We start from the raw sequence: 26,458 nt of genomic DNA on the forward strand, positions 1-26,458 counted from the left end.
GCCCGCTGCGATTAGGCTTTCGGGACCCTTCAGGAGGCTCGGAATGGACTTCACCAAGTACCACGGCATCGGCAACGACTTCGTGATGCTGGCCGATTACGACCGCGTCATGGGCCCAGCGGGCTCGCTGGTGCCGGCGCTGGTGTCGGCCTTGTGCGACCGCCGGAGGGGCGTGGGCGGCGACGGCCTGATCCGGCTGATCGCCCCGCACGCCGACCCCGAGACCGCCGCCGCCGGCGCGGTCCTCAGGATGGACTACTACAACTCCGACGGCGCTCCGGCCGAGATGTGCGGCAACGGGATCCGGTGCCTGGCGGTCCTCGCCCTGGAGACCGGACGGATCGCGCCGGGTGAGCATCGGATCCTTACGGGCGACGGGGTGAAGCTGGTGCGCATCGACGCGGCCAGGCCGGAGCGCGTGACCGTGCAGATGGGGGCTCCCGGTCTGGACTGTGAGGACGTCCCCATGGCCGGAACCGGCCCGGCCACGCTCGTCGGTGTCGAGACCCCCGGGTTCGGGGTCGTGGAGGGCACGGGGGTTTCCATGGGAAACCCCCACTTTGTGGTTTTCGCACAGGACCTCGGCCGGACTCCGGACGACCGTCTCGTCACCACGCTCGGCCCCCAGATCGAGCGGCACGCGGCCTTTCCGCGACGCACAAACGTGGAGTTCGTGACGGTCCTGTCGCAGACGGCGATCCAGATGCGCGTGTGGGAGCGGGGGGTCGGGGAGACCCTGGCCTGCGGGACGGGGGCCTGCGCGGCCGCCGTGGCTTCGGCGCTCCTGGGTCGCACCGGGCGGCAGGTCGAGGTCCGTCTTCCGGGCGGAACCCTGGAGGTGGACTGGACGCCCGACGGCGTCGTCTGGATGAGCGGTCCGGCCGAGAAGGTCTTCGAGGGCAGGCTGGATTCGCGATGGTTGTCCTCGGCGGGGGTCCGGCCGCTCGAGGAGGTCAGATGAAGAGTGCGGTGTTTCGACCTGCGGCCCGCGTCCGCGACATCCCGCCCTACCTGTTCGCGGAGATCGACAGGATGATCGGCGAGCTGAAGGCCCGGGGCGCCGACATCATCTCCTTCGGCATCGGCGATCCCGACTTCCCGACGCCGCCCCACATCGTCGCCGCCTTGCAGGAGGCGGCTGCCGACCCCGCGACGCACCGGTATCCCTCCTACTACGGACTTCCGGAACTGCGGGAGGGCATCTCCGACTGGTTCTCGGCCCGCTTCGGCGTGTCGCTCGACCCTTCGCACCAGATCCTGCCTTTGTGGGGGTCCAAGGAAGGTGTGGCGCACCTGCCCTGGGCGGTCATCGACGAAGGGGACGTGGCCCTGTGCTCCGACCCCGGATATCCGGTTTACGACGTCGGGACGAGGCTGGCGGGCGGCACGCCCGTCGCCGTCCCCTGCCGCATCGAGGACGGGTTCCTTCCGGACTTCGACTCCATCGACCAAGGCGTCGCCGCCCGGGCGAAGCTGCTGTGGCTCAACTATCCGGGCAACCCGACCTCGGCTACGTGCGACCTGGAGTTTTTCGAGCGCGCGGTCGACTTCTGCCGGCGCCACGAGATCCTGCTCGCCCACGACGCCGCCTATTCCGAGGTCACCTACGACGGTTACGTGGCCCCCAGCGTGCTGCAGGTGCCCGGGGCCTCGGAGGTCGCGGTGGAGCTTCACTCGTTTTCTAAGACCTACAACATGACGGGATGGCGGATCGGGTGGATCTGCGGGTCTCCGGCGGTCATCGAGGCCCTCGGCACCCTCAAGACCAACCTCGACTCCGGCGTGTTCAACGCCATACAGCGCGCGGCGATCGCCGCCCTGCGGGGGCCGCGGGACTTTTTGGACGGGCAGCTGCGTGTGCTGCAGGCCCGCCGCGACCGCGTGGTGGACGCGCTGACCGCCTCCGGACTCGACGTCACCGCCCCCAGGGGATCGCTTTACGTGTGGGCTCCCGTCCCCGACGGAGAGACGTCCGCGGGCTACGCCAAGAGGATGCTCGAGGAGGCCGAGGTGGCGATCACTCCCGGCAGCGGGTACGGCCGGCACGGCGAAGGCTACGTCCGGCTGTCACTGACGCTCGCCGACGACCGTCTGGATGAGGGCCTGGCCCGTATCCGAGAGGCCTCCGGGGCGTGACGGCCGCACTCGCACGCCGGGTCGCGCTCGCCACCCTGGGGACGGTCCTGGCGGGCGCAGGTTGCACGAGCGACCCGGGGGACAAGGTCGCCGCTGCTGCCAGCAAGGCGTCCGGGCTCAGGACGCTCGAAATGGCCTTGTCGCTGGAGCGCAGCACTGGGAGCGAAGCCGCCGGCGTTAGATCGTCCGTGGCCTCGGCGTTCGACATGTCGCGCGGCGTGGGACGGCTCAAGCTCCAGACGAACGTGCCGTCCCTCCCACCCAGCTCATGCGAAGGGGTCGTGTCGGGCAAGTCGCTGTTTCTGCGCGTCCCCGAGACCAGGCGCGGTGACTACGCAGGAAAGGCTTGGGTCAAGACCGACGCATCCGGCCTTTCGGCGGCCTTTCCCAGCGATCCGCAGAAGATCCTGCAGCTCGGGAGCAGGGCCAGGAACCTGAAGCAGCAGGGCAAGGAGAAGGTCCGCGGCACGGCCACCACGAGGTATGACGGGAAGATCGCAGTGAGCGACCTCGTCGCCCACCTCCCGCGCGACCTCAGGAGCCAAACGGTTCGCAGCTACAAGGAGTCCGGCGTGGACGTCGTGCCGTTGAGCATCTGGCTGGACGGCCCCGGGCTGGCCCGCCGTCTGAGGCTGGAGATCACGAGCCGCAGGCCCGGGATCTCCTCAACCGACGTCACCGTCGTGGAGTTCTTCAACTACGGCAAGCCCGTGCGCGTGGACCTGCCCGAAAAGGCGGACGTGCTCGATGCGCACGAGGGCAACGCGGCCGGCAACCTGTGCGTCGCCCGTCGGCCGTCCTGACGGCGGCGCGTGCAGGACCGTCAGGCCCGGGGAGCCAGGGCGCGCAGGGTCCGCAGGATGCTCTGGGCCGGGTCGTCTCCGAACGGGACCGGGTAAAGGATCGTGGCGTCCAGCCCCGACTCCTCGAAGCGGGTGAGGTCACTGCGAACGATGTCGGCGTCGCCCCAGCAGCACAGGCTGTCCACGAGCTTCCCAAGCCCTGAGTCGTCTCCCGAGCCCAGGCGGTCGACGGCGTCGCCGAGTCCGGCGCTGCGCATCGAAGCGGCGTAGCTCGGAAGGATCGAGTACGAGTACGTGTGCTCCCGCAGGGCCTGCTCGGCCTCCTCGCGCTGATCGGGCCCTTCCGTGACCGCAACCCTGACGTAGCCCATCACCTTCACGCTGCGTTCTGCGTCGGCGGCGGCTTCCCTTGCCAGCAGCCCGGCCCGCTCCATTCCGTCCGGCGGCAGCCAGTTCAGGAGAACGCCGTCGGCGATCTCACCGGCCATCCGGAGGGTGGCCGGTCCGAGCGCGGCGAGGTAGATAGGCACCCGAGGAGGCTCGCACCCCAGGTGGAAGCCGTCCACCGTGATCTGCCCGTGATGGGTCACCCGCTCGCCTGCCAGGATCCGCCGGGCCACCTCCACGGTTTCGCGGAGCCTTGTCTTGGCGTGGCTCCAGTCGCGGTCGAACCACGCTTCGGTCGTGAACTGATGCCCGGCCCCCAAGCCCAGGACAAACCTGCCCTCGGTGGCCTCGGCGGCGGTCGCCGCCGCGAGGCACAGCGACACGACGTTGCGCGAGAACACCGGCACAACCCCCGTGCCGACGGAGGCCTTGTGGGTCTGCTGTCCCACGAGCGAGGCCAGAGCTATGGCGTCCCGGGAGCCGACCTCCGGGAACCAGATCGACCGGTACCCCATGTCGTCGGCGGCGCGGGCAAGGACGCAGACGTCCCGCAGGCCCAGTCCCGAGTCCCTCAGCGCCACTCCGAGCATGTCCTCATGCTACGGCGGCGGGGACGACGCGGGCTCACGTCGCCCGTGGGCCCCGCCCATACTGAGGTGTGCCGAGACAGCGCGGAATAGTAGACGAGGCCCCTCGCGACTCCGCCCCGCCCCCGGAGAAGGTCCTTCTGGTCGGGGTGCAGTTCGATGGCGCGCACTCCGAGTCGGTCGACCGCAGCCTCGACGAACTGGCCGCGCTCGTCGAGTCCGCCGGCGGCCAGACCGTGGGCCGCGTGGTTCAGCGCCGATCCAAGCCCGACCCCGCGACGTTCATCGGCAAGGGCAAGGCCCACTCGCTGGTGGAGGAGGTCCGCAGGCTGGGCGCCGACACCACGATCTTCGACGAAGAGCTGTCCCCGGCCCAGCTCCGGAACCTGGAGGAGATGATCAGCGGGAAGGTCATCGACCGCACGATCCTGATCCTGGACATCTTCGCCCAGCGCGCTCACTCCAGAGAGGGCAAGACACAGGTGGAACTCGCCCAGCTGACGTACGGACTGCCGCGGCTGCGCGGATGGGGAATCGCGCTGTCCAGGATCGGCGGGGCCGCCGGCGGTGGGGGCACGGGTGGCGGGGGCCGGGCCCCCATCGGCACCCGCGGGCCCGGCGAGACGCAGATGGAGGTGGACCGCCGCAAGATCGAGCGGCGCATCCAGAAGCTGCGGCGCGACCTGGAGTCGCTGTCCCGGCAGCGTCAGACCAGCCGCAAGCAGAGGACCCGCAGGGTACCGACGGTGTCACTGGTCGGCTACACCAACGCGGGCAAGTCCACGCTGCTCAACCACCTCACCGAGGCCGAGGTGCTGGTGGAGGACAGGCTGTTCTCCACACTGGACCCCACTGCCCGGCGCCTCAAGCTCCCGGACGGGCGGAGCATCGTCCTCAGCGACACGGTCGGGTTTATCCGCAAGCTGCCCCACGGACTGGTGGAGGCCTTCAAGTCCACGCTCGAGGAGATCGTGGGAGCCGACGTCCTGCTTCACGTCGTGGACGCATCGCGGGCTGAGCCCGACCTGGACGTGGCCGCGGTCGAGGAGGTCCTCACGGAGATCGGCGCGACCACGGCACCGCGGGTTCTCGCGCTCAACAAGCTCGACCTGCTGCCGAAGGGCGAGCAGGGGTCCCTGAACCACAGGTTCCCGGGGGCGATTCCCATTTCGGCCGTCAGCGGCCAGGGTGTTCACGAACTCCTGACGGCGGTGGGAGCCCAGCTGGAGTCGCGGGTCGTTGAGGTGGAGGCTGTCGTTCCCTACCAGCAGGGGACTCTGCTCGCCAGGCTGCACGACGAAGGCCGCATCGCCCGTTCCGAGCACGAGGACGAGGGCGTCCGGGTGCTGGTGCGGGCGCGGATGGCGGACCTGCCCGCCCTGGAGCCCTACTTGGTGGAGGTGGGTTCTACGCCAGACGAGTCGTCACCGACGTGACGACCACGTTGGGCTCGTAGAGGAACATCCTCTTCAGCTCGATCGCGTTCTGGTTGTGCAGGATGCCGTGCCACCACTTCTTGACGATGAACTCCGGGAGCACGACCGTCACGATGGTGCGACCGTCTGCCACCAGCGACCTGACGTGCTCGAGGATGGGCTGCGCGAGGGTCCTGTAGGGAGAGTCGAGCACCTCGAGCGGGAGGCCCGGGCTCCAGATGTCCCAGTCCAGGGTCACGCGCCGCGTGTCGTCGGGATCGACGGACACGTGGACCGCATGAAGCTCGTCGGCGTGCAGTGAGCGCGCGTACTCGATCGCCTTCATGGTCCCGTTGTGGACGCCGCTGACCGTCACCATGCAGACGTGGCGCGACGTCCTGCCCAGCTCCAGCGCGCTCTGCGGCTGCTCCTCCTGGTAAGGGACGTCGGTGACGACGACGTCCGGCGTGTAGAGCAGGCGCAGCTTGGCGAGGAACGTCTGGCGCGTCCCGATCATCCCGCCGATGCCCCCGCGGATCCTCTCCGGGATGATCACGGTCAGAAACGCGCTCGGTCCGATCCTGCTCCGCAACTCGCGGACATAGTCGTGGATGTCCTTCTGAAGGCTGCCTTTCGTCGGGACGATCTCCAGTGACGGAGCGTGGTCCAGCACCCGGCTCCACTCCCCGATCAGGCGCGGCGAGTCGTCGGGCTTGGCGAAGTGCACGCAGTGAAGCTCCGCTCCACGCAGCTCCTCCGCGTAGCCCAGCGCCAGCCTCTCCTCGTCGCCCGGCCAGCCGACGAGCATGACGACGTGGTGGCCCAGAGCCCGCTGGGGCCTGCCGCTGGGGTCCCTCAGGTGGACGGCGATCTTCCGGTAGTGCCGGTTGGTCATGTTGAGCAGAGCGCTGAGGACGGGGATCGCGACCACGACGATCCAGGCCCCCGCCAGGAACTTGGTGGCTACGACGATGCACAGCACGACCAACGTCACAGTCGCTCCCAGGCCGTTGATGAGGGCGTAGCGCCTCCAGCGGGACTCTTCGTTGCGGTGGTCCCACCAGCGCCGGACCATGCCGCTCTGCGACAGTGTGAAAGCGGTGAAGACGCCGACCACGTACAAATGGATCAGACGCGAGACCTCGGCGTTGTAGATGATCAGCAGCAGCGACGAGAAGACCGCCAAGCCGATGATCCCGTTGGAGTAGGCGAGGCGGTCGCCGCGGTTCATGAACTGCCTCGGCGCATACCGGTCCCGTCCGAGTATCGCGGCGATCCGCGGGAAGTCCGCGTAGCTCGTGTTGGCGGCCAGGATGAGGATCAGAGCCGTCGCCGCCTGGACCGCGAGGAACAGAGGGCCGTTGCCGAACACCCGGAGGGCCACGAGGGCGACGACCGTCCGGTGAGGGTGCTCGGTCGGTCCCTGGACGCGGTACAGGTGCGCGAGGACCGTGAGCCCGATGAACAGGACGGCTAGGATGCCCGCCATGGCGGCCAGCGTCTTGGCGGCGTTGCGATGGGCCGGCTTGCGAAAAGCCTGGACGCCGTCTGAGATGGCCTCCACCCCCGTGAGGGCCGTGCACCCGTTTGAGAACGCCTTCAGGAGCAGCACGAAGGAAAATGCCTGTGCCGCCTCCTCGGCCCCGTGGCCCCCGATGGGACCACCCGGGTCGTGTCCCATCACGAAGTGCTTTATGAGGCCCCAGGCGAGCATGCTGCCGATCAGCGCAATGAAGCCGTAGGTGGGGACGGCGAATATCCGCCCTGACTCCTTGACGCCTCGCAGGTTGAGGATGGTGATCAGGGCGACAAGCGCCAGCGCCAGCACCACTCGGCGCCCGTGCAGGTCCGGGAAGGCCGACACCACAGCGGAGACCCCCGCCGCCACGCTGACGGCGACCGTGAGGATGTAGTCGATCAGAACGGCGGACGCCGCGACGAGCCCGGGGGCCTTGCCGAGGTTGTCGTGGGCGACGATGTAGGCGCCTCCGCCGTTGGGGTATGCGTGGATGGTCTGGCGGTAGGAAAAGGAGACGACTCCGAGGACGCAGGTGATAAGGATCGCTATGGGGATCGAGAACTGCAGGGCCGCGGCTCCCCCGGCGATGAGAACCAGGAGGATTTCTTCGGTCGCGTAAGCCGATGAGGACAAGGCGTCTGAGGCGAACACGGCGAGCGCGACCTTCTTGGTGAGCCGCTCGTGCTCGAGCCCCGCCGTTTCCTTGGGGCGGCCCACGAGGATCGTCTTTGCATAGCCCAGCCGCGAAGGCATCGAGGGAGCTTAACCGAAGGTTTGGGGTGTTTCGCGGGGAGGGCGGGAGCAGCGATGTAGGGTACTTGCATGAGCCAGCTCGTACTGCTCATCCGCCACGCGCAGAGCCAGTTTCCGCCGCACCGGCTGGTCGGCTGGACCCCCGGAGTCGGGCTGTCGGAGCAGGGCCGCCAGCAGGCTTCGGACCTCGCCGGGCGCCTCAAAGGCGTGCGCCTCGCGGCGCTTTACTCCAGTCCTCTGGACAGGTGCCTGCAGACGGCACAGGCCGTCGCGGAGGGCCGGAAGCTGGAGGTCGTCGTGGAGGAGCAGGTGGGGGAGGTGAAGCTGGGGGCCTGGCAGGGACGTGCCCTTTCTTCGGTGGCCAGAACGCCGATGTGGCGGCTGGTGCAGTTCGTCCCGTCCCAGGCGCAGTTCCCTTCCGGAGAGACCATCCGCGAGCTTCAGCGGCGGGGGGTTGAGGCCGTCGAAAGCATCCGCGGCCGGCACCGCCGGGGGACCATCGCCATCGTCAGCCACGCCGACACCATCAAGGCCGTCGCGGCGCATTATCTGGGCATGCACCTGGACCTGTTCCAGCGCCTGGTAATCGCCAACGCATCCGTGACGGCCATCGGCTTCGGGGACGGGTTCCCGCGTGTCCTGCGACTGTCGGATACCGGCGCCTACGACGACTTCGTTCCCTCCGGACCGCGGTCCGGCGCTCCGCGACCGAGGGGGCGGTCCTGACGTCCCGGGTGGACTGGATAACTACCGGAGCGGTTGGGGAGCCGGGGGAAAGGACGTTCTACCTGCAGGCGAGCGTCGACGGCCAAGTGCTGACGCTGCTTTTGGAAAAGGAGCAGGTGGACGCGCTGTGCCGCCACGTCCAGGCCCTGCTCATCAGCATCGGCGAGGAGCAACCAGGCAAGGCCCTGCCCGCCCCGGTCGCGCCGGATCTGCAGGAACCGCTGGAGCCCCGTTTCCGGGTGGGGCAGATGGGGCTGCGCTTTGACCCCGACCGCGACCTGGTCCTGCTGCAGTGCCGGGAATTGAGCGAAGACGATGAAGAAGAAGCCGACGACGACGAAGACGACGTCGATGACCTGGACGACAACGAGCCTCTGGAGGAGGGGGAGGGCGTGTCCCTATGGGCGGCTCCCGCCCAGATGAGGTCGCTTGCCGTAGCCGGTGCCGCTGCCGTGGCGGCCGGACGACCTCGCTGCAAGCTGTGCGGACAGCCACTGACCCCGGAAGGACACTTCTGCGCGGCCCAGAACGGCCACCGCTAGACGGGGGCCACGGGGCACCCCTTCCCCGCGTGCTCCACCTGCTGAGAAGCGGCGCTCTGGAGCCGCTGGGATTCCTTCCCAGGGCCTCCAACGCGACGCTGCTGGCGCGGGTGCGCGATGACGAGCACGAGGCTCTGGCCGTCTACAAACCCCGGCGGGGAGAGTCGCCGCTGTGGGACTTCCCGGACGGCACCCTGTGCCTGCGAGAGCAGGCGGCCTGGGTTGTGGACGCCTGCCTGGGGTGGTCGATCGTTCCCCCCACGGTGCTTCGCGAAGCCGTTGCCGGGTTTGGCGCCGTCCAGCTGTTCGTCCACGAAAACGACTCGGTGGACCCGGACGACCTGTTGAAGACCCACCCGGAGGACCTCCTCCGGATCGCGGTCTTCGACGTGCTCATCAACAACGCCGACCGCAAGGCCGGGCACCTGATCGCGGATGGGCGGGGAAAGCTGTGGGGAGTGGACCACGGGCTCGGCTTCCACGAGGAGCCGAAGCTGAGGACCGTCATCTGGGCCTTCGCCGGGGACCCCATCCCGCCAGACCTCCTGCGCGACCTCGAGCGCTTCCAGGCGGACGAGTCGGTGGACGAGTCACTGGAAGCCCTCCTCAGGATCCAGGAGGTCAAGGCGCTGCGGGCGCGCGCCGACAGGCTGCTGCGCACCCGGCGCCTGCCGGACCCCGGGTCCGGCCACAACGTCCCCTGGCCCCCGTGGTGATTGACCTTTCCGTCCACGGGTAAGGACGCGCCGGAAATCGCTACGAAAAGGAGGAGAACTTGCTTCAGTACATCCTGGTCCTGGTTGTCGTGGGGCTGATCGCCGGGGCTCTCGCGCGCCTTCTGGTGCCCGGGCCCGACCCCATGAGCATCCCGGCGACAATCCTTCTCGGGGTAGTGGGGGCCATGCTCGGCGGGCTCGTAGGCAGGCTGCTGTTCAACGACAACGAGCCCGGCTGGATCCTTGCCGTCCTCGGGTCGGTCGTCGCCCTTCTGGTCTACCGCAAGGTCCGGTCCCGTAGCGCGACCCCGACGGCGCTCAGGTAGGGCTCAGGCAGGCTCCACGCACTTCGGGCCCGGCCCCGAGTCCGGCGCGGACGTTCTGGGGTTCGGCGTGACGAAGCCGGACCCCGGGTCACCCGTGGAGGCGTACCTCGCGAGCGCCCGGTACATTGCCGCGGCGACCGAGTCCTGGACCTCCGGCTGGCCGAGCAGTGTTTCCTCGGGCGGGTTGGAGATGAACATGACCTCGAGGATCACCGCGGGGACCCCGGAACGGCGCAGGATCGCGTAGTAGTCCTGCCCGCGTGCCGACGTCCTCCACTTGGCCCCCGCGTCGCGCATGGCCTTCCATTGAGCTCGAAGCGGCGTGAGGGACCTTACGACCTCCTCGTTAGCCAGTCCGGCCAGCCGCTTGGACTCGGGGGACCGCCGCTGATAGTAGGCCTCCGTTCCCGGCTTTTCGGAGGAAATCTCCGGCGCGGCGTTGCTGTGGACCGACAGCAGGGCATGCGCCCGCAGGGAGTTGGCGATCTCGGTGCGATAGCCCAGCTGCGCGTCGTGATCGGACTGCCTGGTCATGAACACCCTCGGGACCCCGTGCGACTTGCCCGCGACGACGGCCCCGGTGCGCTTGTCGATGTCCCTGGGAGCCCCCAGAAGCTCGTCCAGCCGGCGGGCCAGAGCCAGGTTCACATCCTCCTCGGAGGTCCCTGCCCGGCCCACGGCGCCCCTGGCGGATCCACCGTGGCCGGGGTCGATGACGATCGTGGCGTCCTGGAGCGAGCGGGGCTTGGCCGTCGTCGCGGGAGCGTGAAGCGTCACCTGTCCCTGCGCGACCCACCCCTTCGCCTGACAGGGCGACAGAACGGACAGGAACCCGCCGCTTCGCCCGCTCACCGGCAGGAGCACCCCCTGCCTGAGGCGGAACAGGACCTGGGCCGAGGCGTCGGCGGCCGAGCGCACTTCGGTGGTCCCGTTTGTGACCGCCACTCCCTTGCTCCCCTGCGGCGCCGGGGTCTCCGGAAGGACTTGAGGTGCGGCTGTCACCGGTGGATTCGATGCCGGGTCGGGTGGTGACAATCCAGCCGGGGAGGGGCTGGCAACCTCCCTCGCGGTCGTCGTTCCTGCTCCTCCGGAGGCCACGGCGGTCCCGGCCAGCAGGGCGCACGCGGCCGACAGGGCAACCGCCGCCCACTCCCTTCGCAGCATCCGTGTCATCGATCAAGCCTATCGGTGCGACCCGGCTCGGAAGGACCCCCGTCGCAAAAAACTTTTTCGTTCTTTACCTCGCTTCCGACCACCGCTAACGCTGTTGCGAACATTCACAATCCGCGCTGCGTAGGCGAAAATTCGGGGATTGACGCATCGCGAAACTCGCTCTACTTTGTCATTGTTCTCGGGCTGCAGACCGGGGACGAGGCCTCAAGGAAAATCGGTTGGGTTCGGGGGCAAAGGGGAAGGGTCTCCGCGCACCGGCCGATTTTTCCTTTTCCGGGGCGTGTTTCGGTGGAAAACCTGTGCAAACTGTGGATGAAAGCCTGCTGGGAGCGGGCCTCGGCATGCCCCTACGGGGCAGCTGATGAGGGGCCGGAGTCAACGACCCGGAGGCCACGCGCAATAAATTCATAGATCAGACGCTGCCCAGCGCGCGCAAAAATGCGCTGAAATTCGAGCCGGTATCAGCGCTTCAGGATGCTGTGGACTCGCTCCTGTAGGAGGACTCCGGAGCTTGCGCGGGGCATCTCCCCAGAGCACTGAGGACGACCTCCAGGTCGGCGGGCCGGACCCCTTCGCACCCGCGCATCAGGTGCAGCGCTGCTTCCAGGGCCTGTCTTGGGCCGGCCTCGCCCGAAAGGACCTGGGCCGGGTTCAGGAACACGACCCGGGCGAGGCGGCCGGTGGCGTTGTAGCCGAGGATGAGGCTGTCGCCCGCGTCAGCCGTGTGCCAGATCCGTCCAAAGCTGACGGTGAGGCTCGCGACGTTGTGGCGCCGCATCCACACGAGGCTCGGTACGCGCATCCGGCTCCCCTCCACCGTCCGGGCGACAGCCCGGACGCCCATGCAAGGGCATACGACGCACGCACAGAGTGAGCCATCTCACATCCGTGCCGGAAGCGGCCCCCATTGAAGGCCCTCCCGTACCGGCTGCGGTCAGGCGCTGGCTGCGATCCTGAGCACGGGAGCCTGAACCGCCTGGTCCTCCGGCCTCATCTCGCGCACAACGGTGGCCTTGGGCCACGTGCGCTTGATCATCCGAGCGACCTGGACGGAGCTGGTCCCATCGAAGGTCGCTCCGACGAGGACGGTGGCGGGGGCCGAGTCGAGCTCGGCGCACGCGTTGATGAGCTCCGCGATGTTCCCGGCTTCGCCGGTGACGGCCCAGCCGCGGTTTTCGAGAGCGGAACGCAAAAAGCCGCGCCGTTCGGCGCTGGCGTCTACCAGAAGGACTGTTGCCTGCTGCATGAGCGCACCTCCCCAGGTGTCTGCGACGTCTGCTGCGTACCTATCGACCGTCAAAACGCGTCCCGTCCCCGCTCCCGTCGGGTCAATTTCGAACGAGTTTCCGAACACCTGTTCCCTCCTGCAGCCCCACGGTGGGAGCGCGGGAGGCGCACCGGGGGGTCCTTTCGCGCGAATATGGGGCGCGGCACCTCCCCCGGGTGCCCTCTTTTCAGGATTCTGCGGGGACCGCAGACGAACTCAAGGAGGACACTCGATGCCCGAGGCCGTGATCGTTGCTGCCGGACGCACACCCATCGGCAGGGCCAAAAAGGGATCCCTGGTCGATGTTCGCCCGGACGACATGCTCGCTTACGTCATGCGCACGGTCGTGGAGCGGTCCGGGGCCGACCCCAGGCAGATCGCGGACACCTACGTAGGTTGCGGCTTTCCGAACGGCGAGCAGGGGATGAACGTGGCCAGGGTCTCCGTCCTGCTGTCGGGGCTCCCCGAGACGGTCCCCGCGACCACCGTCAACCGCTTCTGTGCCTCGTCTCTGCAGGCGATCCGGATGGGATACCACGCGATCCGCAACGGCGAAGGCGACGTCTTCCTTTGCGGAGGCGTTGAGTCCATCACGCGCGTGGACAACCTCCCCGGGGGCTTCGAGGCGCTCAACCCCGAGTTTGTCTCGGAGAAGCCGCCCTGGAACGTCTACCTGCCCATGGGGATGACCGCCGAGAACGTCGCTGACCGCTACGACGTGTCGCGCGACGACATGGACGAGTTCGCCCAGCGGTCACAGGAACGGGCGGTGGCCGCCCAGAAGAACGGGTTCTTCGAGCGCGAGATCATCCCGTACCCCAAGCCCGACGGAACCACCGTGGATGTGGACGACGGTCCGCGCCCGGACTCCACCCTGGAGAGGCTGCGGAGCCTTCAGCCCGTGTTCAAGCCCGACGGTGGAAAGGTCACGGCAGGCAATGCCTGTCCGCTCAATGACGGCGCCGCGGCCGTGGTGTTGATGTCCGAGGAGAAGGCGCGCGCCGAGGGGATCAAGCCGCTGGCCCGCATCGTCGCTTCGTCGGTGTCGGCCCTGGACCCCGCGATCATGGGGGTGGGTCCGATCGAAGCCTGCCGGACGGTACTCCAGCGAGCGGGGATGACCCTGGACGACATCGACATCATGGAGCTCAACGAGGCCTTTGCCGCACAGGTCCTGCCGGTGTGCCGGGAGCTGGGGATGGACCCGTACTCGGAGCGGTTCAACCCCCACGGCGGCGCGATCGCGCTCGGCCACCCGTACGGCATGACGGGGGCCCGCATCATGTGCACGCTCCTAAACGGCCTGCAGAGTCAGGACAAGACCATCGGTCTGGAAACCATGTGCGTCGGCGGGGGACAGGGGATGGCGATGATCGTGGAGCGTATGTCTTGACCGCCGCCGGCAACACGGGAGCCGACCCCGCTGCGATGGCCTCAGCGGGAGGCCAAGGCCTCGATGCCGCGGAGTCGCTGCTGGATCTCGTCGGCAACACGCCGCTCGTGCGCTTGGACCGTATCGGCTCGGGACTGCCGTGCACGCTTGTGGCGAAGCTTGAGTTCCTGAATCCCGGCGGCAGCGTGAAGGACCGCCCCGCGATGGCGATGGTGGAGGCCGCGGAGAAGGCGGGGAAACTGCAGCCTGGCGGGACGATCGTGGAGCCCACGTCGGGCAACACGGGCGTTGGGCTGGCCATAGTCGCGGCCCGCAGGGGCTACAAGTGCATCTTTGTCATGCCCGACAAGATGAGCCAGGAGAAGATCTCGCTGCTCCGGGCCTACGGCGCGGAAGTCGTGGTCTGTCCGACGGCCGTCCCGCCCGACCACCCCGACTCGTACTACTCGGTGGCGCGCCGTCTGGCGCAGGCGCCGGGTGCGTTCCAGCCCGACCAGTACCACAACCCGGTCAACCCCCTGTCACACGAGCAGTCCACCGGTCCCGAGATCTGGCGGCAGACGTCCGGAGCGATCACGCACTTCGTGGCGGGCATCGGCACCGGCGGGACCATCACCGGCGTGTCCAGGTACCTGAAGGCCCAGAACCCGGCGGTCCAGGTCGTGGGGGCCGACCCGGAGGGGTCGGTGTACTCCGGCGGCACAGGACGGCCCTACCTCGTCGAGGGTATCGGCGAGGACTTCTGGCCCACCAGCTACGACCCGGCCTCCGTGGACCGGGTGGTCATGGTCTCAGACCGCGACTCGTTTCTCACCGCCCGACGGATTACGCGCGAGGAGGGGATCCTGGTCGGCGGCTCTGCCGGCACGGCCGTCTGGGCAGCGCTGCAGGTCGGCCGCGACCTGGGGCCGGACGACGTCGTGGTGGTCCTGATCCCGGACTCCGGCCGCGGTTACCTTTCTAAGCTGCACAACGACGCTTGGATGTCCGAGTACGGGTTCCTAAAGGCTACGGGCCCAACGGTGGGAGACGTTTTGGCGCGCAAGGGCACGGATGTCCCGCCGCTCGTCCACGTCCACCCGGACGAGTCGGTCCGCAACGTCATCGAGGTGATGAGGGAGTACGACGTGTCCCAGGTGCCGGTGCTTTCGGAGGAACCCCCCCTTGCCGTGGCGGAGGTGGTGGGAGCCGTCCGCGACCGCGACCTGCTTGACCGTGCCTTTCGCGATGCGTCGGTGCTCGATGCCCCCGTGCGGGACGTGATGGGCCCGCCCCTGCCGACCGTCGGCGGCGGCGAGTCGGTGCTGTCGGTCGTCGAGCGCATGGAGAAGGCGCCGGCGATGCTGGTGGTCGAGGCGGGCCACCCTGTCGGCATCGTGAGCCGTTCGGACCTTCTGGAGTTCCTAGCGGGACAGCCGTCATGAGCGCCGGAGGCGGAGTGGGAACAGAGGGCACCGGCGGCGCCCACGGGCCCGGTGACGCGTTCACGGGGGCCGGCTTCGAGACGAGGGCGATCCACGTCGGGTCCGACCCGGACCCCACCACCGGCGCCGTGGTCACCCCCGTGTACCTGACGTCCACCTACGCGCAGGAGGCGGTCGGAAAGCACAAGGGGTACGAGTACTCGCGCACGGGCAACCCGACGCGCACGGCGCTGGAGCGGTGCGTCGCCTCTCTGGAGGGCGCTGACTATGCGCTCGCGTTCGCCAGCGGCCTTGCTGCGTCGGACGCCGTCCTTCGCCAGCTTTCGCCGGGCGACCACATCGTGATTCCCAACGACGCATACGGCGGGACCTTCAGGCTGGTCTCCCGTGTCTTCGAGCCTGCGGGTTTTCCGTACGCGCCGGTGGACCTGACCGACCTGGACGCCCTTGCGGCGGCGTGGCGCCCGGGCACGAAGCTGCTGTGGGTCGAGTCGCCTACAAACCCACTCCTGTCGGTGGTGGACATCCCCGCCGTGGCCTCCTTCGCGCGGGAGCGGGGCGCCATGTGCGTGGTGGACAACACGTTCGCCACCCCCTACCTCCAGCGGCCACTGGAGCTGGGGGCGGACGCGGTCGTGCATTCGTCCACCAAGTACCTCGGGGGGCACTCCGATGTCGTCGGAGGAGTGGTCGCGACGAACCACGAGGACCTCGCGACGCGTCTCGCCTTCACTCAGAACGCCGTCGGTGCCGTCCCCGGCCCCCTGGACTGCTACCTGGTCCAGCGGGGGATCAAGACTCTGGCCGTGCGCATGGACCGCTCATGCGCCAACGCAAGGGCCGTGGCCGAGATGCTCGAGTCGCACCCGGCCGTCGAGCGGGTGCTGTACCCGGGCCTGGACTCCCACCCGACCCACGCGGTTGCCGCGAAGCAGATGCGCGACTTCGGGGGCATGGTGTCGTTCATCGTCGCCGCGGGAGCGCAGGCGGCGGTGGACCTGTGCGGACGCACCCGCGTGTTCACGCTCGCTGAGTCACTGGGAGCCGTGGAGTCGCTGATCGAGCACCCCGGACGCATGACCCACGCCTCCGCCGAGGGGTCGCCGCTCGAGGTGGACCCGGCCCTCGTCCGGCTTTCAGTTGGAATCGAGTCGCTGGACGACCTGCTGGACGACCTGCGTCAGGCCCTGGACCGCGTCTCTTAACGACGCGACGCTGCCGACGGCGGTCGTTGTCCCGCGATTACGTCGAGGTAGACGGCCTCGGTATTGCGTGCGGTTTCGGTCCAGGTGAATCGGTCGAGGACGCGTTTGCGTCCGGCCGAACGCAGCTTCCGCCGGAGAGCTTCCGAGGCCAGAACCCGTCCGAGCCCCGACGCGAGCGCGGACGAGTCGCCCGCGGCAACCAGGACTCCCGCGTCGCCGACCACCTCCGGCATGGCCCCGGCGTCAGTCGCCACCACCGGCAGCCCGCAGGACATGGCCTCGACCGCCGGCAGGCAGAAGCCTTCGTAAAGCGACGGGACGGCGAGGACCTCGGCTTCCGAATACAGCTCCAGCAGCCGCCGTGCGGACACGCCGGGCTCGAAGGTCACGGCCTGGTCCAGGCCCAGCCGCCGGACCGACTCGAGCGTCGAGGGCGAGGGACGGCACACCGAGACCAGCGAGACGTCCGGACGCTCGGCCCGGAGCTTGGCCACAGCGTCCATCAGTACCCCGAGAGCCTTGAGCGGCACGTCCGCGCTGCACACCGACAGGATCCGCCCGGGCACCCGGGTCCTGGACCGGATCCTTCGGAACCTGTCCGGGTCCACGCCGTTGTGGACGACCTCCAGCCGGGCGGCGTGAAGTCCGAGCTCCCTGGCGACGTCCCGGCGGCCGGCCTCGGTCGGGACGATCAGTCGCGGGAGCCTGCGGGCGACCTGTTGCTGCATCCGGACGAACCCGAACCACCGGCGCATCCCGGACTTCGCCTTCGGGTCGTCCATGGACTCAAGGACGATCCTGCGGTCGATGGTGATCGCATGGTGGACCGTGGCCACAACCGGCACCCGCCGTGACACCGGCAAAAGCCCGTAGCCGAGGACCTGGTTGTCGTGCACCACGTCGTAGCGGTACCGGCCACCGGCGATCCACCGCAGCGCCCGGAGGCTGAAAGTGAGCGGCTCCGGGTACACACCGGCACTCATGGCCGACCATTCCAGCAGGTCCGTGGCCCCGGACGGACGCCGGTGCGGGCGGAAGGGGTCGTCCGGGCGGTACAGCTCGAGGCTCGGCAGCCTGACCAACTGCACGCGGGAGTCCAGGTCCGGGTACGGGGGCCCGCTCAGGACGTCCACCCGGTGGCCGCGGTCGGCGAGGGCCGCTGACAGCTCCTGGACGTAGACCCCCTGTCCCCCGGTGTGCGGGTGCCCCCGGTAGGTCAACATCGCAACCCGCAGTGGCGCGGTCCCGCCTTCCGGGGCCGGCACGCGGTCGTGCGCGAGCCCGGGCGCCATCACGGGTCGTTCTGCCCGGGCGGTTCCTCGTCTGGGTCCGGCAGGGGAGTAACTACGGGCGTTCTCGGCACCCTTAGGGTCCGCGTCGGTGTCACGAGGGGGGTCACCTCCGGTGTCGCTGTCACCGTTGGTGTTGCCGTCACCTTGGGAGTGGGCCGCGGAGTTGGTGCTGGAGTCGGCTCTGGAGTCTCAGGCAACTCGTCGAAGATGATGTTGCCGGGTGTCCGAAGGGACGGGGGCGGCGTCGTTTCCTCCGGCCCCTTGTCCTCGCCGAGCACTGAGACGAGTGCCACCGCCAGCCACAGAAGCGCGGCCACTGCAAGTCCGACTGCGGCGAGGCCCAGGATTCGTCCGGTCTTCGACGGCGGCGGCTGGCGGCGTCTGATCACCTGCGTCGAGGACGCGGTCGACGCGTAGCCCGCAGACATGGCCACGGTAGGAGCGGCGGCCACCGGCGCCAGCACCGTCGGCTGCTCGTCGGGGTTCAGGTCCAGCCCCGTGGCGGCGATTGCCGCGTCCATCTCGGCCGCCGACGCGTAGCGGCGGGCCGGGTCCTTCTCCAGCGCCCGGTTGACGACCGCATCCAGCCCCGCGGGGACGTCCGGCCTGCGCTCCCGGAGCGGCGGCACGGGGTCCCTCTGGTGTTGCACGGCGACGGCCACGGGCGTATCGCCGGTGAAGGGGGGAGTGCCGGTGAGGCATTCGTAGAGAAGGCAGCCCGTGCCGTACAGGTCCGAGGCCGGCGTCGCCGGCTGGCCGCTGGCCTGTTCCGGGGACAGGTAGGAGGCGGTGCCCATCAGGGTCCCGGTCTGAGTGAGCCCGGACACCTCCTCTAGGCCCTTGGCGATTCCGAAGTCGGTGACTTTGACGGTTCCGTCCGAAGCAACCAGGACGTTGCCGGGTTTCACGTCGCGGTGAACGAGGCCCCTCGCGTGCGCCTGGCCGAGCGCGGCGAGGATGGCGCGAGCGACGCGGGCGACCTGCTGGACCGGCATCGGCCCCCCCGACTTGAGGATGCGGTGGAGGCTCGAGCCGTCAACGAGCTCCATGACGATAAAGGGGGTCCCGCTGTCGCCGGTGTCGTAGACGGCCGCGACGTTGGCGTGGGACAAGGACGCCGCATGACGCGCCTCTCTGCGGAATCGCTCCACGAAGTCCGCGTCGTGGGACAGCCCGGGGTGAAGGACCTTGACGGCGACCTCCCTGCCCAGCAGCCGGTCCCGTGCCTTCCAGACGACGGCCATGCCGCCGGCGCCAAGCCGTTCGACCAGCTCGTACCTGTCTGCCAGCACCTGCGGTTCCATCGCGCCCTCCTGCGGCGCATGGTATCGCGCCGTCGCCGCCGCTCCCGCCCCGAAGACCGGGGACCAGTGCGGGCGCTTCCAGAGCAGGTTCGGGCTGGGCAGGAAATGACCCCTGGTCGCCGAACTCCTCATCCATGCAAGTCGTACGGGGGTTGGTGGCGCTCGTCGTCTGCGCTATGTCCGGCGTCACTCCGGCCGGTGCCTACCCGCTTGAGCGGGCTCCGGTGCTTGACCTCGGCGCCACCATGACCTCGACGAAACACCTCCGCGACGCCGAGCTCCTCGCCTCCGACAAGCCTTTTACCGTCCGGGTTCCCTTTGAATGGTCCGATCCCGCGCACGTCGCCGAGCAGCGAATGGAGGTCGTCAGAGCCGCCGCCGACAGAAACTGGCGGATCGTGGTCAATCTCCGGTACCGGGCACCCAAGAGCGCAGCGGGGCCGGAGCTGCTGAGCGGCTTCGGCTCGTGGGCCTCCGAGACCGCCTCACGCGTCGCCGCCCTGGCGCCCGCTTCATTCGACGTGAGCAACAGGCCCAACTCGCTGGTCCCCGACGATCCCGGGTCCGACCCAGCCTGGACAGCTTCGGTGCTGGTCGCCGGAGTGCAGGCCGTGTCTCAGACAGTTCCGGACGCCCGGGTCGGTTTCTCATGGCTGGCCACAGGCGACCCGGTCGAGGACGCAGCGTGGTGGGCCGTCATTCGGAGCATGGGCCGCGAGCTGCTTTCCCCTGTGAGCTTCGTCGACGTCCAGCTTTTCCCCGGGACGCTCACTGTCGGCACTCCATGGGCGCTCGGCGGTCCGCGGGACCAGGTAAGCCAGATCCTGCGCCAGACGAGAAGCATCTACATGCCGCGCGCAGGACTCGGCCCCGAGATCGACATCGAGGTCGGGGAGTTCGGGGGTCACGCCGGCCAGTACGACGACACCTTTCCGCTGGACGTGGCGCAGCCCGACGCGGAGGCCCTGATCGCTACACAGGCGGCTCAGCGCCGTCTGCTCGAAGCCGTCCTGGAAGGGGTCAGGGACGCTGCCATGTCGTCGCGCGTCACGTCCGCCGTCTGGACCTCGCTGGCAGACGAGGGCGGGTGTTCCCTGGCGAAGTGCTGGGGGCTGCTGACGGAGTCGGGGGCCCCGCGGTCGGCGTTTGACGAGATGCGCTACCAGATCATTCGCGCAAGCCTCGCCCGCAACTCCTAGAATCCCCGCGTGCCTTCGGCTGGCGCGGTCCCGGTGCGTCCCCGTGCCTCCTCGGCGCGCATGCCCTTGGCAGCTACCGCCGCGTCCGCTCTGCGTCCGTCAGGCCGGGTGCTCCTGATCGACATGGACCCCACGGCCTTGAAGCGAGAACTGAGAGTGCTGGGCAAGCGGTCCGGCGGGGTCGTGTCGGCGACCTTCGGCAGACCCGTCGCTCGTCGGCTGACGGTGGACCCGACCTGCCTGCCGATGAAGGACCAGTTGTTCGACGTGATCTCGCTGGAGCCCAGCATCGCCGTGGACCCGGTGCGCACCGCGCGTGAGCTGATCAGGGTGAGCCTGCCTGGAGGAACGATCGTCACAGCGGGGGAGACCGCGGCGAGCGCGGTAAAGCGCGCGCTGGTGACGCTGGGGTGCCGCCCTCTGCAACGGCCGAGGGATGCCGCCGTCCGGTTGCCCGGCCCCCGAGCGGGCGCGATGCCCGTCCGCACGACTGGCTTGCCCGGACTGACCGCTGCTCGCGTCCGAGCATGCATCGCCGGGCTGCCGGTCGCCCACGGGTACGAGGTCGTCGTGAAGCCGCTTCGGTACCGGACGCGTCCGCACGTCCAGGCCTTCTGCGAGTTCGACGCGCGCCTGATCACCATCCAGGTGCCTGTGCCGTTCCGCCCGTTCGTCGAGCGGGTGCCGTACCGCGCCAAACGCATCAGAGGGAAGGGACTTCGCTTCCGCTGGTTTGAAAGACAGCTGACCTTCGACGACCCGGAGACGCTGATCAGGTACCTGTACCTGCACGAGTACTACCACTGGTACCTGCGCGAGGTCCTCGGGAGGCCCAGCGCGGCGGAGACGGCCTGCGACCGCTTCGCGCTCCAGCGCATGTGAGCGCCTAAAGCGAAAGCACCGTCCGGATGACCTTGCCGGCCTGCATGTCCTCGAAGGCGTCGTTGATGTTCTCCAGGACCGAGCGCTGCGAGATCAGGCCTTCGAGGTCGAGCTTCCCGGCCCTCCAAAGGGACAGGATCCAGGGGATGTCGCGCCTGGGGTCGCACGACCCGTAGAAGCACCCGAGGACCTTCTTCTCGCCGAGCGTCAGGAACAGGCTCGGCAGCGACACCTCGTCGCCGAATGGAGCCACCCCGACGAAAACGGCGGACCCCCCGCGACGCGTCATGTCGTACACCTGGCGCTGGAGCTTCACGTTGCCGACGACCTCGAAAGCCGCGTCCGCGCCGCGGCCCTCCGTCAGCCCGAGCACCGCTGCGGCGGCATCGGTCTCCGAGGCATTGACCGTGTGGGTCGCGCCGAACCGCTGCGCCATCTCCAGCTTCCCGGCCACGGCGTCGACGGCCACGATCGGGTCGGCACCCGCCAGCCTCGCGCCCTGGATGACGTTGATGCCCACGCCGCCGCAGCCCACTACCACGACCGAGTCGCCGGGCCGTACGGACGCCGTCTTGACCGCCGCACCAACCCCCGTCAGGACCCCGCAGCCGACTACGGCGGCGATCTCGAACGGGACGTCGTCGGGGATCTTCACCACCGAGTTCTCACGCAGGACGGCAGCCTCGGCGAACGTCGCCGCGTTGATCGCGTGGTACAGGGTCTCGCCGTCTCGCGACAACCGCGAGGTCCCGTCCTCCATCAGGCCGAGGACCTGGCTGGTCTCGCACAGGTGAGCCTGGCCGCGGAGGCAGTAGAAGCAGTGACCGCAGATCGGCGACCACACCACGACGACGTGGTCCCCGGGGGCGACTGAGGCGACCCCCGGTCCGACCTGCTCCACGACGCCGGCGCCCTCGTGGCCCAGCACGCAGGGCAGGGGGTAGGGCAGCTTTCCCTGCTGCATCGACAAGTCCGAGTGGCAGACTCCGGTGGCGCGGATGCGCACGAGCACCTCGCCCGCCTTCGGCGGCGCCAGCTCGACGTCGGTGATGGTGACAGGCTCTCCGAAAGCCTGCAGCACGGCTGCCTTCATGTTCGCTCCTTTGGATGCGTGACGGAACACGGTAGAACACAGGTCGAACGCGCTGCGATGTGGGACCGGGGGCTGGCGGTTAGGTGACGTCCGCGGCGGCCAGGGAGACCACCTCGTAGGTGAAGGTGCCGCCGGGTGCGTTGTAAGTGACGCGGTCACCGATCTTCTTGCCGATCAGGGCTTGACCCAGTGGCGACTGGGGGGACAGCACTCGGGCTCCGGTCACCCTCTCCTCGGACTCGGCGATCACGTAGGAGTCCTCGAACTGCGGCGAGTCCACGTCGCGCACGGTCACCAGAACGCCCCGGCCGACGCTGGAGATGTCCTCGGGCGCCTCCATGACGACGGCACGCTTGATCAGGTCCTCGAGCTTTGCTATCCGGCCCTCCATGAGGGCCTGGTCCTGCTTGGCCGACTCGAACTCGGCGCTGTCGCTGACGTCCCCGAGTTCTCGCGCCGCCAGCAGTCGTTCGGACATCTGGCGCCTTCCGTCTTCCTTCAGCGACTCCAGCTCGGCGCGCAGGGCCTCGATGGCCGGCTGGCTGAGTATCGGGCGATCGGACTCTGTCACCATTTGACTCTCGCTTCTATCACTGGACCTCGTCCACCGGAAGGGCCGCGTCGTCCAGGGCCCTTTCGATGCGCTCCGCCAGGTCGGAGTAGTCCATGGCCTCGCTGGTGTTGCGCTGGTCGTAGGCGCGCTGCAGCAGTGAGTTTCGCAGAGCGTTGGCCTGCAGTGGTTCGAGCACCAGCGTCCCCTCGCGGTTCTTGATCGCGATGAGCACCGACCGCTCGACCTCCGCCAGCACCTCGGCGTCCGGCTCCCGCTTGCGGGCGGCGTTGATGGCTGCGGCGATGTCGCGCAGGCTCTCGGGATTCACTTCAAGGATCATGGTCCGAGCATACCCTCCTGCCTCGAAACCGATGCCTGCCGCGCAGCCGTCCGGTCCTTGGATCGATGGCCTTCGACGGTGGGGCCCAATGCCTGGGGGGCCGAGCCGGCGCCACACCGTGCTTCGGCGGGTTCCCGAGGAGGGCGTATCCGGAGGCGTCGTCGGATCGCTGTATGACTGAGCCCGTAGACAAGGGCGGCGGCTGAGCGTCCTCCGGGCGTTGAAGTGGTCAGCGGTTGGAAAACGAGGACGGAGAAGAGACATGGCCATTCTGGTTGATCGGGCGATTCTCGCGGCTCGCCGCGGGGAGCTCGAGGAGTTGGAAGTGTGTTTGGCGAAGTTGCGTCAGGCGGCTCCTACGACCGCGAGGGAACTCGAGGACAAGCTTCGCGGCATCGCCCGCTGCGTGAGGTCTCACCCGGCCTACCGCGGCGCGCAGTCGCAGCGCGCAGCTAGCTAGGGTCATCCCGCCCGGACGTACGGCGCCCGGGCGGTCGCTGCTAGTGCGTCGGCGCCTTTTCGATCTCGCGCAGACGCTGGGCCATCACGCGCAGGATCTTGCGCGCCACCGCCGGGTGTTTGTCCAGCAGCGTCGAGAAGCTGCGCCCATCCAGCACGTACAGCCGCATCTGGCTGTCCGCCGTCACTGTGGCCGCGCGCGGGCCTTGGTCCAGCAGCGACATCTCACCGAAGAAGGCTCCCGGGCCGAGCGTCGCCAGCTTCTTGTTTCGCAAGGTGACGTTCGCGCGCCCGTCGATGATCGCGAAGAACTCGCGGCCGGGCGCGCCCTCCTTTGTCAGTACCGCCCCCGACGGCACGTCCACCTCGTCGACGAGCGAAGCTATGTGCCCGAGCTCCTTGTTGGTGCAGGCCGAGAACAGGGACACGTTCTTAAGGACGTCGATCTTGCTCGTCTTGAACGGCATCAGCGACCCTCCGGGTTTCGGACACGCGTTGCCGGGATTGTACCGGCGACTCCCGAGCCCGCGACCGCAGCAGGACGTCTGCCGTGAGGCGCCTCAGGTGGCGCCTCCGTTGAGCGAGCGCTTAACATCGCCTCCCGAGACCTGCGACCGCTAGTGTGACCGAGCGCTTTTTTCGCACCGTCCGGAGTCGGATTGGAGCCATGAGCCAAGGCGAGCAGAGGCGACAGACGTCGGAAGGACCTCCAGCCGCGCTTGCGCTTGTGGAGGAAGAGCTCCTGTCGACCGAGGGGTTCCTGCTGGAATCCGTCTGGTCGGAATTCCCATTCGTGACCGTCATGGCCCAGCACCTGCTGCGCGCCGGCGGCAAGAGGCTGCGTGTGGCGCTGACCTACCTGGCCGCCGGCTTCGGGCGGCGCGACCCCTCGGCGGCCGAGTCGATCCGCAAGCTGGCAGCGGCCATCGAGCTCACGCACCTGGCGACCCTTCACCACGACGACGTGATCGACGAGGCCGACACGCGCCGCGGTGTGCCGTCGGTAAACGCCAACTGGACGAACACACTGGCCGTGCTGTCCGGCGACTACCTGTTTGCCAAGTCCTCCCAGCTGGCTGCCGAGGTCGGCGGTGAGGCCCCCGGGATACTGGCGTCGACGATCGCGGCGCTTTGCGAAGGCCAGGTTCGCGAGATCGAATGCGCCTTCAACGTGCAGAGGTCGATGGACGAGTACCTCAAGGTCATCGAGCTCAAGACTGCGAGGCTGCTGTCTGCGGCGACGTACCTCGGCGCGCGAGTGGGCGGCACCGACGACGAAACGGCAGCTTCGTTGCGTGACTACGCCACTTCGTTCGGCATCGCCTTCCAGGTGGCCGACGACCTCCTGGACTTCCTGGGAGACGAAGGCAGGACCGGCAAGCCTTTGGGCACGGACCTGAAGGAGGGCATCTACACGCTTCCTCTCCTGCACGCGATCAAGGAGGACGATGCAGTTGCGGAGATGCTCGGCAGCGGTGGGGATCTAGGACGCATCGTCGGCGCGATGCAGCGGACGGGATCGTTCACCTACTCCCGCGATGTGGCTCGTGGGTATGCCGACCAGGCCCTCAAATCGCTCCAGCCCATTGCGGACTCGCCCCACCGGCGCGCGCTGGAGGACCTGGTGGAGTTCGTCCTTCAGCGGATGCCGGTCTCGCCGGCCGCCTGAACGACGCCCCTGGCCGGGACCCGGAGGGGGACCGCCTCCAACTGAGGCAGCAGGGCGTCCGGCACGAGGCCCACGACCTCGGCCTCCACGATCTGCAGTCCTGCGTCGCGAGCAAGCTCGCTCGCTCGCTGGAACGCGAGCAGGGGACCGGTCGCATGCGGCTCGACCAGGTTCATCGACACCTGGACGAGACCGCGTGAGTCCAGGGCGAGGCCCAGGGCGCGGACCCCGGGCAGCGACCGGCTCCCGCCCGAGCTGGACCTCATCGTGGCCGCGACCTGCCTGGCTGCCTCCACAGGCCCCCGGAGGTTGACGTTGAAGGCGACCAGCGGCGGCCTTGCTCCCACGCAGACAACTCCCGCGGACGGGTGGGGCTTGAGGGGGCCGAGGTCCGGCGCCACCCCCGCGGCGATCTGCCTGCGCAGGTCCGGCAGCGATCTGCGTCCTGGGTGTGCGGCCCCATACAGGTAGACCGGCAGCCTCAGCCCGAGTGCCAGCTCCGAGGCCGCCTCGGCCGCCAGTCCGCGCGCGAGCTCTTCCTCGGAGTCCTGGACGAAGGGCAGAACGTCCAGGACGCCGGTCGTGGGATGTACTCCCCGGTGCGTGCGGAGGTCGAGCACCTCCACAGCACGCTTAGCCATATCCAGGCACGCCGTCAGGAGGGCGTTTCTCGACGTGCCATAAGTGAGGACGCTGCGGTTGTGGTCGGCGTCCGTGTGCAGGTCCAGCAACGGTGGACCGGGGCCCGCGATGCGCGAGACGACGATCGAGTCGCGGCCCTCGGCGAGGTTGGGGGCCGCGATCAGCACCCGGGTTCAGGCCGGACGGCGCCCGCAGAGGCTGTCGATGACCGCCTCGATCGCGGCATCGGACTCCTCGTGCCCTACAAGCGCGCATCCAAGCAGGACCTGCTCGGCCGGGTCCGAGGTGTCCACGACCAGTACGACAACCGCGCGCCGTCCGGCGAGTGCGGCCACCTGGAGGTCCACGAGTTCCACGGCACGCTCCTGTTCGAGCAGGTCACCCATGGCCTGCAGGGCGGCTCTCGCAGCCAGCCGGGCCCGGCCGACCGTGGCCGCTGATCCTGCGGCCTCGCCCGTGGATTCCCGGCCGTCGCTCTCCAGGCGCACCGTGCAGCTTGTGCGCGCCCCCTCAGCCACCCAGGTGACGGAGGCGACGCAGACAACGGGGGACGCGTTGACCGGGTTCAGCATCGCGGGGGGCGACTCGTCGAACTTCACGACGCTCACGACCCTGTAGTCCAGCTCGATGCCGAACTTGGCCATCGCGACGGT

General features: G+C 68.8%; 28 protein-coding genes. 15 read left to right on the top strand and 13 right to left on the bottom strand.

Features of this window, described 5'->3' with window-relative positions:
* Nucleotides 1-43: 43 nt before the first annotated feature.
* The 3 genes from dapF to VNE62_01875 are packed head-to-tail and all read left to right on the top strand — an operon-like array spanning nt 44 to nt 2,939.
* The gene (gene dapF, locus VNE62_01865; protein ID HVE91035.1) at nt 44-961 is read left to right on the top strand and encodes a diaminopimelate epimerase; all 918 of its coding nucleotides are present in this window, start codon (nt 44-46) and stop codon (nt 959-961) included.
* Nucleotides 958-2,136 (top strand): LL-diaminopimelate aminotransferase, encoded by a 1,179-nt coding sequence (locus VNE62_01870; GenBank protein ID HVE91036.1) that lies wholly within the window; start codon nt 958-960, stop codon nt 2,134-2,136. Before dapF ends, VNE62_01870 begins: the two co-directional genes overlap by 4 nt.
* Nucleotides 2,133-2,939 (top strand): hypothetical protein, encoded by an 807-nt coding sequence (locus tag VNE62_01875; GenBank protein ID HVE91037.1) that lies wholly within the window; start codon nt 2,133-2,135, stop codon nt 2,937-2,939. The genes VNE62_01870 and VNE62_01875 overlap by 4 nt, the downstream gene beginning before the upstream one ends.
* Before the next feature lie 20 nt (nt 2,940-2,959).
* Here the strand turns inward: VNE62_01875 and VNE62_01880 are convergent, their stop codons facing one another.
* Entirely contained in the window at nt 2,960-3,916 is a 957-nt protein-coding gene (locus VNE62_01880) for an LLM class flavin-dependent oxidoreductase (GenBank protein HVE91038.1), read from the bottom strand.
* 68 nt (nt 3,917-3,984) lie between these two features.
* Here VNE62_01880 and hflX point away from each other — a divergent pair, with 68 nt between their 5' ends.
* Entirely contained in the window at nt 3,985-5,349 is a 1,365-nt protein-coding gene (gene hflX, locus VNE62_01885; protein ID HVE91039.1) for a GTPase HflX, read from the top strand.
* On the opposite strand, the gene VNE62_01890 is transcribed toward hflX, so the two are convergent.
* Nucleotides 5,321-7,600 carry an APC family permease gene (locus tag VNE62_01890; protein HVE91040.1) on the bottom strand — a complete coding sequence of 760 codons (2,280 nt, stop codon included), beginning with the start codon at nt 7,598-7,600 and terminating at the stop codon, nt 5,321-5,323. The genes hflX and VNE62_01890 overlap by 29 nt on opposite strands.
* Nucleotides 7,601-7,669: 69 nt before the next feature.
* Between VNE62_01890 and VNE62_01895 the strand changes: the two genes are divergently transcribed.
* Genes VNE62_01895 through VNE62_01910 form a run of 4 tightly spaced genes read left to right on the top strand, consistent with a single transcriptional unit; the run spans nt 7,670 to nt 9,910 of the window.
* Nucleotides 7,670-8,326, top strand: a complete 657-nt coding sequence (locus tag VNE62_01895; protein ID HVE91041.1) for an MSMEG_4193 family putative phosphomutase — start codon at nt 7,670-7,672, stop codon at nt 8,324-8,326.
* A gap of 8 nt (nt 8,327-8,334) precedes the next feature.
* Complete coding sequence (locus VNE62_01900) at nt 8,335-8,868, top strand: DUF3090 family protein (GenBank protein HVE91042.1); 534 nt, start codon at nt 8,335-8,337, stop codon at nt 8,866-8,868.
* 29 nt (nt 8,869-8,897) lie between these two features.
* Nucleotides 8,898-9,584: an SCO1664 family protein gene (locus VNE62_01905; GenBank protein HVE91043.1), complete on the top strand. Its 687-nt coding sequence runs from the start codon at nt 8,898-8,900 to the stop codon at nt 9,582-9,584.
* Nucleotides 9,585-9,643: 59 nt separating this feature from the next.
* Nucleotides 9,644-9,910 (top strand): GlsB/YeaQ/YmgE family stress response membrane protein, encoded by a 267-nt coding sequence (locus tag VNE62_01910; GenBank protein HVE91044.1) that lies wholly within the window; start codon nt 9,644-9,646, stop codon nt 9,908-9,910.
* 3 nt (nt 9,911-9,913) lie between these two features.
* Here VNE62_01910 and VNE62_01915 read toward each other — a convergent pair whose 3' ends face one another.
* The 3 genes from VNE62_01915 to VNE62_01925 all read right to left on the bottom strand — a co-directional run bounded on the left by VNE62_01915 (nt 9,914) and on the right by VNE62_01925 (nt 12,329).
* The gene (locus VNE62_01915) at nt 9,914-11,083 is read right to left on the bottom strand and encodes an N-acetylmuramoyl-L-alanine amidase (GenBank protein HVE91045.1); all 1,170 of its coding nucleotides are present in this window, start codon (nt 11,081-11,083) and stop codon (nt 9,914-9,916) included.
* Between the two features lie 469 nt (nt 11,084-11,552).
* Complete coding sequence (locus VNE62_01920; GenBank protein ID HVE91046.1) at nt 11,553-11,927, bottom strand: hypothetical protein; 375 nt, start codon at nt 11,925-11,927, stop codon at nt 11,553-11,555.
* Between the two features lie 90 nt (nt 11,928-12,017).
* A complete protein-coding gene (locus VNE62_01925) occupies nt 12,018-12,329 on the bottom strand; it encodes a hypothetical protein (protein HVE91047.1) in 312 nt (103 codons plus the stop codon).
* Between the two features lie 253 nt (nt 12,330-12,582).
* Here VNE62_01925 and VNE62_01930 point away from each other — a divergent pair, with 253 nt between their 5' ends.
* Genes VNE62_01930 through VNE62_01940 form a run of 3 tightly spaced genes read left to right on the top strand, consistent with a single transcriptional unit; the run spans nt 12,583 to nt 16,372 of the window.
* On the top strand, nt 12,583-13,743 hold the full coding sequence (locus tag VNE62_01930; GenBank protein ID HVE91048.1) for an acetyl-CoA C-acyltransferase: 1,161 nt from the start codon (nt 12,583-12,585) through the stop codon (nt 13,741-13,743).
* Between the two features lie 35 nt (nt 13,744-13,778).
* Nucleotides 13,779-15,167, top strand: coding sequence for a cystathionine beta-synthase (locus tag VNE62_01935; protein HVE91049.1), 1,389 nt, complete (start codon nt 13,779-13,781; stop codon nt 15,165-15,167).
* On the top strand, nt 15,164-16,372 hold the full coding sequence (locus VNE62_01940; GenBank protein HVE91050.1) for a cystathionine gamma-synthase: 1,209 nt from the start codon (nt 15,164-15,166) through the stop codon (nt 16,370-16,372). The genes VNE62_01935 and VNE62_01940 overlap by 4 nt, the downstream gene beginning before the upstream one ends.
* On the opposite strand, the gene VNE62_01945 is transcribed toward VNE62_01940, so the two are convergent.
* Together VNE62_01945 and VNE62_01950 are read right to left on the bottom strand one after the other, a co-directional pair.
* Nucleotides 16,369-17,664: a glycosyltransferase family 4 protein gene (locus tag VNE62_01945; protein ID HVE91051.1), complete on the bottom strand. Its 1,296-nt coding sequence runs from the start codon at nt 17,662-17,664 to the stop codon at nt 16,369-16,371. The two genes, VNE62_01940 and VNE62_01945, sit on opposite strands and share 4 nt — an antisense overlap.
* On the bottom strand, nt 17,664-18,968 hold the full coding sequence (locus VNE62_01950; protein ID HVE91052.1) for a protein kinase: 1,305 nt from the start codon (nt 18,966-18,968) through the stop codon (nt 17,664-17,666). Before VNE62_01950 ends, VNE62_01945 begins: the two co-directional genes overlap by 1 nt.
* Before the next feature lie 134 nt (nt 18,969-19,102).
* Between VNE62_01950 and VNE62_01955 the strand changes: the two genes are divergently transcribed.
* Together VNE62_01955 and VNE62_01960 are read left to right on the top strand one after the other, a co-directional pair.
* The gene (locus VNE62_01955; GenBank protein HVE91053.1) at nt 19,103-20,167 is read left to right on the top strand and encodes a hypothetical protein; all 1,065 of its coding nucleotides are present in this window, start codon (nt 19,103-19,105) and stop codon (nt 20,165-20,167) included.
* A 9-nt stretch (nt 20,168-20,176) separates the two neighbouring features.
* On the top strand, nt 20,177-21,049 hold the full coding sequence (locus tag VNE62_01960; GenBank protein ID HVE91054.1) for a hypothetical protein: 873 nt from the start codon (nt 20,177-20,179) through the stop codon (nt 21,047-21,049).
* Nucleotides 21,050-21,053: 4 nt separating this feature from the next.
* Here the strand turns inward: VNE62_01960 and VNE62_01965 are convergent, their stop codons facing one another.
* The 3 genes from VNE62_01965 to VNE62_01975 form a co-directional block, all read right to left on the bottom strand.
* Nucleotides 21,054-22,142 (bottom strand): Zn-dependent alcohol dehydrogenase, encoded by a 1,089-nt coding sequence (locus tag VNE62_01965; protein HVE91055.1) that lies wholly within the window; start codon nt 22,140-22,142, stop codon nt 21,054-21,056.
* 79 nt (nt 22,143-22,221) lie between these two features.
* Complete coding sequence (gene greA, locus VNE62_01970; protein ID HVE91056.1) at nt 22,222-22,713, bottom strand: transcription elongation factor GreA; 492 nt, start codon at nt 22,711-22,713, stop codon at nt 22,222-22,224.
* Between the two features lie 19 nt (nt 22,714-22,732).
* A complete protein-coding gene (locus tag VNE62_01975) occupies nt 22,733-23,035 on the bottom strand; it encodes a hypothetical protein (GenBank protein HVE91057.1) in 303 nt (100 codons plus the stop codon).
* 262 nt (nt 23,036-23,297) lie between these two features.
* On the opposite strand from VNE62_01975, the gene VNE62_01980 reads away from it, so the two are divergent.
* Nucleotides 23,298-23,495, top strand: coding sequence for a hypothetical protein (locus tag VNE62_01980; GenBank protein ID HVE91058.1), 198 nt, complete (start codon nt 23,298-23,300; stop codon nt 23,493-23,495).
* A gap of 40 nt (nt 23,496-23,535) precedes the next feature.
* Here VNE62_01980 and VNE62_01985 read toward each other — a convergent pair whose 3' ends face one another.
* Complete coding sequence (locus VNE62_01985; GenBank protein HVE91059.1) at nt 23,536-23,961, bottom strand: cyclic nucleotide-binding domain-containing protein; 426 nt, start codon at nt 23,959-23,961, stop codon at nt 23,536-23,538.
* 200 nt (nt 23,962-24,161) lie between these two features.
* Here VNE62_01985 and VNE62_01990 point away from each other — a divergent pair, with 200 nt between their 5' ends.
* The gene (locus VNE62_01990; GenBank protein HVE91060.1) at nt 24,162-25,163 is read left to right on the top strand and encodes a polyprenyl synthetase family protein; all 1,002 of its coding nucleotides are present in this window, start codon (nt 24,162-24,164) and stop codon (nt 25,161-25,163) included.
* Here the strand turns inward: VNE62_01990 and VNE62_01995 are convergent.
* Nucleotides 25,133-25,972, bottom strand: coding sequence for a glutamate formiminotransferase (locus VNE62_01995; GenBank protein HVE91061.1), 840 nt, complete (start codon nt 25,970-25,972; stop codon nt 25,133-25,135). The genes VNE62_01990 and VNE62_01995 overlap by 31 nt on opposite strands.
* Before the next feature lie 6 nt (nt 25,973-25,978).
* The coding region (locus VNE62_02000; protein HVE91062.1) for a hypothetical protein at nt 25,979-26,458 on the bottom strand (480 nt) is incomplete at its 5' end.

The organism is Actinomycetota bacterium (assembly GCA_035536535.1).
Classification (GTDB): Bacteria; Actinomycetota; JAICYB01; order JAICYB01; family JAICYB01; genus DATLNZ01.